This window comes from Winogradskyella sp. ABM4_392 (assembly GCF_056160445.1).
In genome coordinates this window covers 118,239-130,561 of the sequence record NZ_JBSWXE010000006.1, presented here as the reverse complement: position 1 = coordinate 130,561, position 12,323 = coordinate 118,239, and the positions used below count along the sequence as shown (strand labels likewise).

Sequence of the window (12,323 nt, the reverse complement as noted above, 5' to 3'; positions counted from 1 at the left end):
GTTACTCTTTTATAAATAATCAAAAAATTAACGTCTCTCTGATTTTAACATCTTTACAGGAATCTTATAATACTTTATATCACCTACTATTTCGTCAGAAATTTTCTTGTAATTCAATCTATTCTTAATATAGTTTTCTACCTTTTTGTTTTTAGTATCAACTAATAAAACTACTATTTCATTATCAGTATTTATAGCTATTTCTACTGTAGCCTTTATATCCTCATTTAATATAATGTAAGGATCTTCTAATAATTTACTAACAGTCTTAGAAATTAAGTTAGGTTCGTCAGCATTTTTGGAAGGGTCTGTGTTAGCTGAAATAACACTGCTAAAAGCGATGGAAGCAATTAGCATAAACATTTTTAGTGTTTTCATAATTATTCGTTTTATATGATTGATACTAAAAAGACTACCATCAAAATCAGATTGTTACAATTGTTAACATAGTTTAACGTTGATTAGCAGATTATTAACAATAAAAAAGCGCCTTAATTAAGGCGCTTTTCAATTCTATATTTATTCTTTTCTTAAGAAAGAACTTCTTGTACTTTATCTGCTGCTTCTTGGAATTCCGTAGCACTTAGTACATCTAAACCAGAGTTGTCAATTAAGTCTTTAGCAATATCTGCATTGGTCCCTTGTAAACGTACAATAATTGGCACGTTAATGTTACCCATGTTTTTATAAGCATCAATAACACCTTGTGCTACTCTATCGCAACGAACAATACCACCAAAGATATTAATTAAGATTGCTTTTACGTTAGGATCTTTCAAAATGATTTTAAAAGCAGCTTCTACTCTAGCAGCATCTGCAGTACCACCAACATCTAAAAAGTTAGCTGGCTCACCACCTGCTTGCTTTATTAAATCCATAGTAGCCATTGCTAAACCAGCACCATTTACCATACAACCAACGTTACCGTCTAAGTCTACATAGTTAAGGCCTAATTCACCTGCTTCAACCTCAATTGGGTTTTCTTCACGCTTATCGCGTAATTCAGCTAAATCTTTATGTCTGTATAATGCATTAGCATCTAAAGTTACTTTAGAGTCTACTGCCATAATTTTATCATCACTTGTTTTTAAAACAGGATTGATTTCAAATAAAGACGCATCAGATTTTACATATGCAGTGTAAAGTGAAGACACAAACTTGGTCATTTCTTTAAATGCAGTACCTGACAATCCTAAATTAAAAGCTACACGACGTGCCTGAAATGGTAAAAGGCCTAAAGCAGGATCTATTTCTTCAGTAAAGATTAAGTGTGGAGTCTCTTCAGCAACTTGCTCGATATCCATACCACCTTCAGTAGAATACATAATCATGTTTTTACCAGTACCTCTGTTTAAAAGTACTGACATATAGTATTCTTCTGGTTCGTTATCACCTGGATAGTAAACATCTTCAGCAACTAAAACCTGGTGTACTTTTTTACCTTCTGCAGAGGTTTGTGGTGTTACCAAGTTCATTCCGATGATTTGACCAGCAAGATCTTTAACCTCATCTAAATTTTTGGCAAGTTTTACACCTCCACCTTTTCCACGTCCACCAGCATGAACCTGAGCTTTAATAACATGCCAACCTGTGCCTGTTTCTTCAGTTAATTTCTTAGCTGCTTCTACAGCCTCATCAGCAGTTTGAGCAACAATTCCGCGTTGAATACGCACTCCAAAGCTGTTTAGTAATTCTTTTCCTTGATATTCGTGTAAATTCATGTGTGATCTGAAATTAATTCGTTTCGCAAAAATACATATACGCTAAGTTTAAACCAATAATTTTTAAGTCGAATTTTTAAACCTTCATTCTAAAAGATAACTTCACTTTTTATTCAGGTTTTTTATAATAGAAAATGCACTATCTACATAGGCATCTTCAACCACAATTGTAAACTCATTGGTTGTAGAAATCACTTCGTATAAAGCGACATTTTGCCAAGCCAAACGCTTTAAAATTTGATAATACAAACCAGCAACTGTTGTATTGCTTTTTGGTAAGATTAGACTAATAGCTGATAAATTTTCTTTTACAGCAATACATTCTTCATTCATAAAACTTTCTTGTACAGAAGTTCTTTCGGAACTTGAAATAATAATATTACTTTCTAAAATTCCTCTTGTAAAGGTGTAAAACACGTTACTTTTATCTTTTATTTTAGTCAGAATTGCTGCCTGACTATCTATTAAGGTATTAGAATTTTTATATGTAAAATCACTCAAATTAGAACGCAATGTAATATCTCCTAACTGTCCGAGAAGTGTATCTAGTTTATAATAAGGCTTACTAACCTCTAAACGATCTTTGAAGCGTCGTAATGCCATCATTATAGCACCTGTTTTTACTGGCTTTCCTAGTTTTTTAGACACTTCATCTTGTAAGGCTTCTGCTAGTGCTGAATAATTAATAATTTCTTTTGCTAGACCTTCTTCTAAAAAGGGTTGTTCTAATACAATACGCTCTACACAAGATGCAATTGTCTTCATTTTGTTAATTATTTAACTTAATGTGTAAAATTAGTAAATATTCTACAATAAATTCCATGATAACTTATCTAACTCTATGTTTGTGCTCTTATTTAAAAATTAATGGACAACAATACGTTATTACAAATTGCCAAAGAATACGGAAGCCCAGTTTATGTATATGATGCTGAAAAAATTACAGCACAATACAAGCGCTTAACCAAAGCTTTTAATTCTGTAAACAACTTAAAAATTAATTATGCTGTTAAAGCACTATCTAACATATCTGTGCTAAAGCTATTTAATACCATGGGCTCTGGATTGGATACAGTTTCTATTCAAGAGGTTCAACTTGGTCTTAAAGCAGGTTTTAAACCAGAAGATATTATTTATACTCCTAACGGAGTTTCTTTAGAAGAGATTGAAAATGTTGCAGAATTAGGTGTTCAAATTAATATTGATAACCTTTCTATTTTAGAACAATTTGGCTCTAAACATCCTAATATTCCTGTTTGTATAAGAATAAATCCACATGTTATGGCTGGTGGTAATACCAATATATCTGTTGGTCATATAGACAGTAAGTTTGGGATTTCGATACATCAGATACCCTTATTACTTCGTATTGTTGAAAATACAAACATGACCATAAACGGTATACACATGCATACTGGAAGTGATATTTTAGACATTGATGTGTTTTTGTATGCAAGTGAAATTTTGTTTGAAACTGCTAAGAATTTTAAAAACCTTGAATTTATTGATTTCGGCTCTGGGTTTAAAGTTCCTTACAAAAAAGGAGATATAGAAACCAATATTGAAGAACTTGGCAAAAAACTATCAAAGCGATTTAATAGTTTTTGTAAAGAATATGGAAAGGACCTGACTCTTGCATTTGAGCCAGGTAAATTTTTGGTGAGTGAAGCTGGTGTGTTTTTAGCAAAAGTGAATGTTGTAAAACAAACAACATCTACAGTTTTTGCTCAGATAGATTCCGGCTTTAATCATCTTATTAGACCAATGCTTTATGGATCGCAACATGAAATTGAAAATATTTCTAACCCAAAAGGCAGAGAACGTTTTTACTCTGTTGTAGGCTACATCTGCGAAACCGACACATTTGCCAATAATAGAAGAATTTCAGAAATAAACGAAGGTGATATTTTGTGTTTTAAAAATGCTGGTGCCTATTGTTTTACCATGTCTAGTAACTACAACTCCCGTTACCGACCTGCTGAAGTTTTAATATACAAAGGCAAACCTCAACTTATACGACAACGAGAAACCTTTGAGGATATCTTAAGAAATCAACTTGAAATTGCTATGTAAAAGTTGAAGGGCGTTGCAAATTGCAGCGCTTTTTTTATACCTTTAAGCAAAGGTAATTCATCAATTAAAAGATATATGAGTGGTTTTGATATTGTCATAGTTATTTCGGTAATCTTATTTGCCAGACTCGGAGTCCGCTTAGTATCAAAATACCTTCAGATGAAGAAAGAAAATAAAGATGATAAATAAAAACTATGATTAATATCTTTAGAAAAATCAGAAAGAAGTTCTTCTCCAACAAAGTAAGCAGCTACTTAGTATATGCCATTGGCGAAATAGCATTGGTAATGATTGGTATTTTATTGGCACTTTATGTGAATAACTGGAACGAAGACCGAAAGCTTAAATCAGTAATTAATAATACGCTTGGCACAATTTCTTATGACCTTGAAGCAGATACATTATCTGCTAATACCATTATAGAGTTTTACAAAAAGAACCTTGAAGACAGTAATAGAATCTTAAATAATGAAATTACTCCAGACAACTATATGGACTGTTTAAACTGTTTTAATCTTGTAACAATCTATCAACCTTTTGCCATACAAACCAAAGGTTTTGAGCAGTTAAAACAACTAACTGATGAATCTAACACACAAAAGGACAGTCTTATTTCTGATATTACCAGACTATATTCGGTTTACACTCCCATAATTGACAAGAATAATGACCGTATGGAAACCATTGTAATGAAGAACTTTTATGAGCTTGAAAAGTTTCCTTGGTTTCTAGACTTAGCCACAAATAATTTAAGCGAGGAGGTCATAAAATACTATACTACAAGTGAAGATTATAAAAAGCGCGTAGCATCTCATAGAATGCTTGCTGTTGGCAACCATTTAGGTGCAACACAAAAATATAAGGAAGACGCTATTGAATTAATAAAAAGAATAAAACAAAGGCTTGACGAATCTCAATAAATCTGTTTTAATCCTTAATATCTTTGACTTTTAAAGAAGTCTCCACACCATATTTATCTACCAGATATACCAAAGCTGTCATAGTTGCGGCACCTAGTTCTAATTCGCGTTTGTTGACATGCTCAAAGGTATCATTGGCAGCATGATGATGATCAAAATAACGCTGAGAGTCTGGTCGTAAACCAGCTAACAAAATACCATCATTCTTTAATGGACTAATGTCTGCTCCACTATATCCTTTTTCAAAATAATGGATTAAATACGGTTTAAATAGAGGCCTCCAAGCATCAATTTTCTTTAGCATTAACTCATTGCCATCAAAACTAAAACCTCTAGGTGTAAAACCACCTGCATCACTTTCTAACGCAAAGACATGCTTCTCACCCTTTGCTTTTGCGACTTCTGCATATTTGCGTCCACCTCGCAGTCCGTTTTCTTCATTCATAAAAAGCACAACTCTAATACTTCGCTTTGGTTTAATGCCGCTTTCTTTCAACAAACGTAATACATCCATAGATTGTACGACTCCTGCACCATCATCGTGTGCTCCATCACCTAAGTCCCAAGAATCTAAATGACCACCAACGACGATATATTCGTTAGGAAATTCGCTTCCTGTAATTTCTCCAATAACATTATAAGACTCTACATCATCAAACTGCTGACAACTCATTTCGAAGAAAAATTCTAAGTCTTTATTCTCTTTTAAAGCTTCACTCAGCTTTACAGCATCATTGGTGCTTATTGCTGCAGATGGTATTCTTTTTTCTACTGGCAAATCTCCATAACTCATACTACCAGTATGTGGATAATCGTCTTGTCTAGAACTCAATGAACGTACAATCGTACCAACAGCACCATATTTTGAGGCTTCAGCTGCGCCTCGGTAACGTTCCACAGAACAGCCTCCATAGGCCTCAAACGTATTGATTAAATCTGGCTGAAGAGCTCTATTAATAAATACAATTTTACCTTTAACCTTTTCTTCACCTAAGCTCTCCAAGTCTTTAAAGCTACTAACTTCTATAACCTTTGCTTTTAGACCTTTTTCAGGTGTTGCTATAGAACCACCTAATGCGCAAATATTAACCTTGTTTAATTTACCATTAGAAGTAAAATAAGCCATTTCTTTTTCTCCTCTCACCCATTTTGGCACCATTACAGGTTGCAGCCACACTTCATCTAAGCCAAGTTTTTCTAGCTCGTTTTTTGTGTATTGTACTGCAAGTTCTGCATTTGTTGAACCAGATAAACGACCACCAATAGTATTAGACAAATAATCTAGCCATTCATAACTTTTTCCATTGGTTAGTGAGGTTTTGTAAATGGTTTTTAATGCTGCTTCGTCTGATTGTGCAGAAACGCAAAACGAACTTAACATAAGACCTACTACAATGATCTTTAATTGAATATTTAGAATTCTATTCATTTTCTAATTCTTGCTTATATAGACCAATATTTGCTTTCTCTTTTTCTGGTAATTCTGGTTCTTTAATATCGGTGTAAGTTTTTAATGTATCATATAAAATCTTTGCTACTATATACCTTGCCGTTGGTTTATCGTCAGCCGGAATATTAAACCATGGAGCATGAGGTTTAGAACTGCGGTTTAACACATCCTCATAACAGGCTTGATATTTATCCCAAAGCTTACGCTCTTTGAGATCATCTGCCGAAAACTTCCATTGTTTATCTACTCTGTTGAGACGTCTTAATAATCTATTTTTTTGTTCTTCTTTAGAAAGATTTAAAAAGAATTTGAATATGATTGTTCCGTTATCTGATATATGTTTTTCAAAATTATTGATTTCTTCAAATCGTCTTGTCCAGAAGGCATCATTTACATCTTTCACACTATTAATCTCAGGCATGTTTTCGTACTTTAAATAATTGGGATGTACTCTGGTAACCAATACATTTTCATAATGCGTACGGTTAAAAATTCCAAATTTACCTCTAGCTGGCAGAGCAATGTAGTGTCTCCAAAGATAATCGTGTTTTAGTTCTAATTCTGTTGGCTTCTTAAAACTGTGAGCCACAATTCCTCTAACATTAAACTCCTTAAATACCTCACGAATCAAACTGTCTTTACCTGCCGTATCCATACCTTGAATACAAAATAAAACCGAATATTTGCCGTGTGCATACATTGCATTTTGTATTTCCGCAAGGTCTTTACTAACGGCTCGCATCGCTTCTTTTATATCTTTTTTATTTGCCTCTAGATTAAACTTGGTAGGTAACTCGTGGATGCTGACTTTAGAAGAAATTCTAAAATCGTCTATGTTAATTTTCTTCATACTTTTATTTAAACTTCTAATATAATGAAGATTTTATAGATTGTAAATTACAAGTCTAATTAACTAAGAACTTTAAAAAAGAAAACACCTGCCAAAAATCTTTAACAGGTGTTTTTATATATCATTAAAAGATCAAATGCTAAAAACCATTGGTAGAGAAGATCACTTTTTGCGTTATTGATGAATTATTTCCATCAATTTTAGCAATATAAATACCAGAATTTAAATTATTAAACTCAATGATTTGTGAGTAAACATTAGTTTTTAAATCTTTTATTTCTACCAATCTTCCCTGAACATCATAAAGTGTTAACTGAGCATCAAAGTTCAGCAATCCTTTTAAGATTAATGTTTGAGATTTAGGGTTATTAAACAGCTCTAACTTCTCAATTGAATTTTCGGTATTAGATAAAGTTGTATTTGAAATATTCAAATAAAAACGCCCTGTACCTTCTATGTCTGAAATCGGATTAATCACATAATCCATAGTATTCAATTCTGTCGTAGTGTTATTTAATACATCCTGCAAATACACCTTAGTACCATCTGGTAAATTCATTTCTTCAATACTAAAAGTTAAAATGTCTCCTTGTTGAGCATTTACACCAAGTGGAATAGTTAAATCATGAAAATCTGAATTACTAAATGACTGAATTGCCATAGGATTATTGTTATTGTCTTCAACTAATTGAGAATACAAAGCAAAGTCTGGTATAATACCATTCCATAATTTTGAGTCATATCCAACATCTAAACCTCTTGTAGCATTATCATTAAAATAGAATTCGGTTTTGTATGAGCTCGTTGTAGATGCTGCTTTTAGTTTAATAAAAGTGAACTCTGAAGTTGAAACGTTTCTTCCTACAATAAAGTCATCTGTACGATCAACGCGTCTCATAGATGGTGTAAACGTAATATTACCTGACACACCTGGTTCAGTAGCGATAAAAAATCCTTGACCTGGTGTTATAGCTGTTGTTGTTGTTGTATTTGCTAGATTATAAATTGTCCATCCGTCTAGTGCCGCACCATCGTAACCATATATACCAAATGTATCTCCACTATTTATAACTTGCTGATTATTTGTGTCATTTAAAAACTCTTGTACATTAAGATATGACGGATAAGGGTTACCTATAAGATTCCATACTATATCTCCTCCAGTTACTAATGGTGAAGTTACTATACCTTTTTCAACTGTACCTTCAAAAGTATATGTACCATTATCTGTAGACCCTGTTCTATAGCCAACACCTGCATCTAAAGTTGACACATCGTCTGATAGTCCATAATTAACATAAACCTCAGAACTGCTATCAAAAGGTCCGAATAAAAAAGCCGGATTTCCACCAATAGTTCCTGACAAGATATTAGAATTCTCAGCTCTAAAATCGCCAAAAGTCTGCCCATTTAATGGTGCACTTACCAAATCATTGGCTGTGGTAGAATTGCCTGCTCCTGCAGCAATATTTACATGCCTTTTATAAACAACATCTCCTGTAACTAAACCGTCTAAAATTAAACTAGAATAGCTTGTTGAATTAGAGTTTAAAAATAATCCACAACTAGTTTCAACGGTAGCTGCAGTATTTACAATTAAACTTGCACCTGGCTCAACAGAAATGTTATTTGCTTCTGCTGTTACTCCACTTACAATCATATCTACACCCAGCGGAATTATAACATTGTCTGAATTCGTTGGAACGCCTTCTGGAGACCAGTCTGTTCCTGTTGCCCAATCTGTACCAACAGCAGTTTTTGTTGGTCTTAATGTTTCGAATGTAAAATACATGCCATCTGTGAAATCAAATCCTGCTGGTAATTCCCAATTAGTACCATTTAATGTTAACTCAGTAACTGCGGCTCCAATTGTAAAATCTGCATCACCTTCTTTGGTAACCAAATATACACTACCGTTATCTGCTGGCAGTTTAGTCAAAGCTGTACTACTATCATCTGGAATAGAAATATGAACATTTCTTACTGTTCCTGTTTCATCAATTTTCCAAACTCTACTCAAAATTTGATTTTCACAAACTGTTGATCCAGAGTTTGACCACTCAATAGCTCCATCATTGTTAGCCCAAGTCATAAATGACAAATCTGAAGCATGAGTTGTTGTTCTACCAGTTGCATTATTTGCAGAAACAAAATCATTATCTAAAGCAAAAGTTACTAAAGCGTCTGTATTTTGAGATTTTGAAACACGCTGATCTAGTGCTGATTCATTATCTAGACCAATACCTGCTATATCATTTTCGAAAGATGTATTATCAACCGCACTCCAAATTACTGTACCAGATGTACCGTTCCAATCACTAGCATAATAGTTTGTAGGCGTTGATTGATTTAAAGTAACGCCATACTTGAAGGCTAAATAAGATTCAATACTTTCAATTTTAGAAAGAGCAAGAACTGTGTTCTCAAAATATATAATTTCTGAAATATCTCCTGAATAGTATCTATTATTTGCTCTTGAATCAAAACTAGAAGCTTCAGAACCATCACCAACATAACCATATCGTGTATTATTGCTTCCTAAAGCAGTGTTTGTAAAATCATCATTAACCTCAACTGAACCATTTAATCTAATAGTTGTTTCGTTTACTTCGTTGAGATTAAATACAAATCCACCAATATGAGGTTGGCCATTATTTGTAAATGTTGTGGCTTTAATATCCACAATAGCAGAACCAGAAGGGTGGTAATAAAATCCTAATCTACCATCACCACCAACTGAAGTATTAAACCATTCACTTCTATCAAAATCTAAAAAAGCCCAATTTGTTGTATCGAAAGAACTTGTAGATTGTGAGTTATTTGAATATGAAGTCGCATAAACCGTCCAAACATAAACTTGATTTAAGTTATCTGAACTTGTATAATTCTTGTTCTGTATAGGTAATCTATCACTCGTACCATCAAATGTGAAGGTAGGATTAAAGTTCATTAAATTACTGTTTATTGGTCTTCTTATGGTATTGGATTGTGATAAATTACTACCATTACCAGATTGATCAATAACAGTTTCTACGCTTGCTCCTGTTTGCGTAACACCTGCATCTGCTTTATACCAGATTGTAGTATTTGGTGCGCCACCAGGAGATTGTGAAAATACATTGAAATAGCAACTAAAAAATAGTATGCCAAGTAATAAGGGTTTTACTTTCATAGCATTTAAGGGGATTTGTTCTTAAGTCTTTAAAATTTTCTTTCAAGCTTAAGACACGAAAAACCCTACAAAGTCACAAAAGTAATTTTTTTAACAGCCTATTTTGAAGCAAAAGCTTTTACATCTGCTTCGCTTACTTCTTTTCCACCTAAAATTATTAAACGCTCCACAACATTTCTTAACTCACGTATGTTTCCTGTCCAGTCATAATTTTGGAGCAATTTAATGGCTTTATCAGAAAAAGACTTTTTAGCGTTACCTTGTTCCTCAGAAATTTTATTAGAGAAGTAATTTACTAATAAAGGAATATCTTCTCGTCTATCGTTTAACGCTGGTACTTCAATTAAAATCACTGCTAGTCTGTGGTACAAATCCTCTCTAAACTTACCATCCGAGATTTCTTTCTTTAAATCTTTATTTGTTGCGGCAACGACTCTTACATTAACCTTAATATCCTTATCACTACCTACACGTTGAATTCTACTTTCTTGTAAAGCACGTAGTACTTTAGCTTGCGCAGAAAGACTCATATCACCGATTTCATCTAGGAAAATGGTGCCTCCATTGGCTGCTTCAAATTTACCAGCTCTATCTTTATTTGCTGAAGTAAAAGCACCTTTTACATGACCAAATAATTCACTCTCTATAAGCTCACTTGGTATAGCTGCACAGTTTACTTCAATCATTGGTCCTTTAGAGCGTTCGCTCTTTTGATGCAACCAATGTGCTACCAATTCCTTACCAGTTCCGTTTGGTCCTGTAACCAAAACTCGGGCATCTGTAGGAGCTACTTTATCTATCATGTCTTTAATGCGAGCGATAGCATCACTCTCACCTATCATCTCGTAGTTTTTGCTTACTTTTTTCTTAAGTCGCTTATTCTCTACAACAAGTTCTTTTCGATCTAAAGCTATGCGAACGGTATTTAATAATCGATTTAAATCTGGTGGTTTTGAGATATAATCAAAGGCACCAAGACGCATTGTATTTACAGCTGTATCTAAATCTCCATGACCAGAAATCATTACCATTGGTATTTCTGGTTTCATCTTTTTAACAGCTTCAAGCACTTCAACACCATCCATTTTTGGCATTTTTATATCGCACAATACCAAATCATAATCGTCTTTCTTTATTTTTTCAATACCTGCCAATCCATCTTCAGCTTCTTCAACCTGATAGGTATCACTTTCCTCAGAAAGAATTTTCACCAATACTCTGCGAATTGCAGCCTCATCTTCGATTATTAATATTTTAGACATATCTATATTTTAAATTTTAATCCTGTTCTTAAATAAAATGTATTCACATCATTCAATTTAAATACCTCACCTCTATTTTCATTTCGTAGGGCATTATTTAACCTGAATGTGTAACCTGTATACATATATGCTACTATGTGTTTTGTAAAGCAATATTCATACCCAAGTCCTCCAACAACTAAAGATAATGATATATTATCTACTTGTTTGCCATTAACTACTTGTGGACGTTGTAAATGTGCAAAATATCCATCTAAGGATACAAAAGTTTGAAGCATATTTTTTTCGTTGAAAAAATACTTAACATTAGATTTTGGTACTCCAGCATTAAAAGACCAATTTTCATTAACACGTCTGTAATAACTTATAAACGGTAATGGAATAGGCAATCCTGTTGTTGCATTAAAAGTAAGACCCAAAACCAAACGATAGGGTTTTTTAGCATTTTCGTCTTTTGTCCTGTCGTTTATTGCGAAAACCCCTCCGTTAAGAAAAAAATCATCAGAGGTTAACCTTTCTGTTAAAGTTGAGGCTATTCTTGGGTTAAACTTTAATCCTAAACGCCATTTAGTACTAGATTTAAAGGTGTAACCAATATTAACATCAATAATATTTATTGTTTCTAAGAGTGATTTATCAAAAGGATAACTATCTTCTAAATTGAGTATAACTCTATTATATTCTGCTCCTAAAACCAAATAACAATCCTTACTCGTTTCAATAGGATAATTAAACAAAGCTCTTAATCTGGTGTATTGATCTTCAGAATTTCCTTTAGGTATAAAGGAATACTCTAAACGTGCTAAATCTGTGAGTTGCGCATTTGCAGTATATAAACAACACATTACTACAAGAGTAAACATTATATGACATTT

Annotated in this window: 10 protein-coding genes; 2 read left to right on the top strand and 8 right to left on the bottom strand. The window is 33.2% G+C overall.

What is annotated here, in order from left to right:
- Positions 1–27: 27 nt before the first annotated feature.
- The 3 genes from ACXAFS_RS13080 to ACXAFS_RS13070 all read right to left on the bottom strand — a co-directional run bounded on the left by ACXAFS_RS13080 (position 28) and on the right by ACXAFS_RS13070 (position 2,486).
- On the bottom strand, positions 28–378 hold the full coding sequence (locus tag ACXAFS_RS13080; RefSeq protein ID WP_475307482.1) for a hypothetical protein: 351 nt from the start codon (positions 376–378) through the stop codon (positions 28–30).
- Positions 379–530: 152 nt separating this feature from the next.
- On the bottom strand, positions 531–1,721 hold the full coding sequence (sucC, locus tag ACXAFS_RS13075) for an ADP-forming succinate--CoA ligase subunit beta (RefSeq protein WP_475307480.1): 1,191 nt from the start codon (positions 1,719–1,721) through the stop codon (positions 531–533).
- 102 nt (positions 1,722–1,823) lie between these two features.
- Positions 1,824–2,486 (bottom strand): hypothetical protein, encoded by a 663-nt coding sequence (locus ACXAFS_RS13070; RefSeq protein WP_475307479.1) that lies wholly within the window; start codon positions 2,484–2,486, stop codon positions 1,824–1,826.
- Between the two features lie 102 nt (positions 2,487–2,588).
- On the opposite strand from ACXAFS_RS13070, the gene lysA reads away from it, so the two are divergent.
- Both lysA and ACXAFS_RS13060 read left to right on the top strand, forming a co-directional pair.
- Positions 2,589–3,794 carry a diaminopimelate decarboxylase gene (lysA, locus tag ACXAFS_RS13065; protein ID WP_475307478.1) on the top strand — a complete coding sequence of 402 codons (1,206 nt, stop codon included), beginning with the start codon at positions 2,589–2,591 and terminating at the stop codon, positions 3,792–3,794.
- A gap of 194 nt (positions 3,795–3,988) precedes the next feature.
- The gene (locus tag ACXAFS_RS13060; protein WP_475307476.1) at positions 3,989–4,714 is read left to right on the top strand and encodes a hypothetical protein; all 726 of its coding nucleotides are present in this window, start codon (positions 3,989–3,991) and stop codon (positions 4,712–4,714) included.
- A gap of 7 nt (positions 4,715–4,721) precedes the next feature.
- Here the strand turns inward: ACXAFS_RS13060 and ACXAFS_RS13055 are convergent, their stop codons facing one another.
- The 5 genes from ACXAFS_RS13055 to ACXAFS_RS13035 form a co-directional block, all read right to left on the bottom strand.
- Positions 4,722–6,143, bottom strand: a complete 1,422-nt coding sequence (locus tag ACXAFS_RS13055) for a M20/M25/M40 family metallo-hydrolase (protein WP_475307475.1) — start codon at positions 6,141–6,143, stop codon at positions 4,722–4,724.
- Complete coding sequence (locus ACXAFS_RS13050; RefSeq protein ID WP_475307474.1) at positions 6,136–7,014, bottom strand: PPK2 family polyphosphate kinase; 879 nt, start codon at positions 7,012–7,014, stop codon at positions 6,136–6,138. Before ACXAFS_RS13050 ends, ACXAFS_RS13055 begins: the two co-directional genes overlap by 8 nt.
- A 139-nt stretch (positions 7,015–7,153) precedes the next feature.
- On the bottom strand, positions 7,154–10,186 hold the full coding sequence (locus tag ACXAFS_RS13045; protein ID WP_475307472.1) for a T9SS type A sorting domain-containing protein: 3,033 nt from the start codon (positions 10,184–10,186) through the stop codon (positions 7,154–7,156).
- Between the two features lie 98 nt (positions 10,187–10,284).
- Positions 10,285–11,448, bottom strand: coding sequence for a sigma-54-dependent transcriptional regulator (locus tag ACXAFS_RS13040; protein ID WP_475307471.1), 1,164 nt, complete (start codon positions 11,446–11,448; stop codon positions 10,285–10,287).
- A 2-nt stretch (positions 11,449–11,450) separates the two neighbouring features.
- Entirely contained in the window at positions 11,451–12,311 is an 861-nt protein-coding gene (locus tag ACXAFS_RS13035) for a DUF6268 family outer membrane beta-barrel protein (protein ID WP_475307470.1), read from the bottom strand.
- Positions 12,312–12,323 lie beyond the last annotated feature (12 nt).

Bases quoted from the DNA above. Each gene is read 5' to 3' on its own strand.
- ACXAFS_RS13045 (WP_475307472.1), bottom strand. From the start codon at position 10,186: ATGAAAGTAAAACCCTTATTACTTGGCATACTATTTTTTAGTTGCTAT.
- ACXAFS_RS13040 (WP_475307471.1), bottom strand. From the start codon at position 11,448: ATGTCTAAAATATTAATAATCGAAGATGAGGCTGCAATTCGCAGAGTA.
- lysA (WP_475307478.1), top strand. From the start codon at position 2,589: ATGGACAACAATACGTTATTACAAATTGCCAAAGAATACGGAAGCCCA.
- ACXAFS_RS13035 (WP_475307470.1), bottom strand. From the start codon at position 12,311: ATGTTTACTCTTGTAGTAATGTGTTGTTTATATACTGCAAATGCGCAA.
- ACXAFS_RS13060 (WP_475307476.1), top strand. From the start codon at position 3,989: ATGATTAATATCTTTAGAAAAATCAGAAAGAAGTTCTTCTCCAACAAA.
- ACXAFS_RS13055 (WP_475307475.1), bottom strand. From the start codon at position 6,143: ATGAATAGAATTCTAAATATTCAATTAAAGATCATTGTAGTAGGTCTT.
- sucC (WP_475307480.1), bottom strand. From the start codon at position 1,721: ATGAATTTACACGAATATCAAGGAAAAGAATTACTAAACAGCTTTGGA.
- ACXAFS_RS13070 (WP_475307479.1), bottom strand. From the start codon at position 2,486: ATGAAGACAATTGCATCTTGTGTAGAGCGTATTGTATTAGAACAACCC.
- ACXAFS_RS13080 (WP_475307482.1), bottom strand. From the start codon at position 378: ATGAAAACACTAAAAATGTTTATGCTAATTGCTTCCATCGCTTTTAGC.
- ACXAFS_RS13050 (WP_475307474.1), bottom strand. From the start codon at position 7,014: ATGAAGAAAATTAACATAGACGATTTTAGAATTTCTTCTAAAGTCAGC.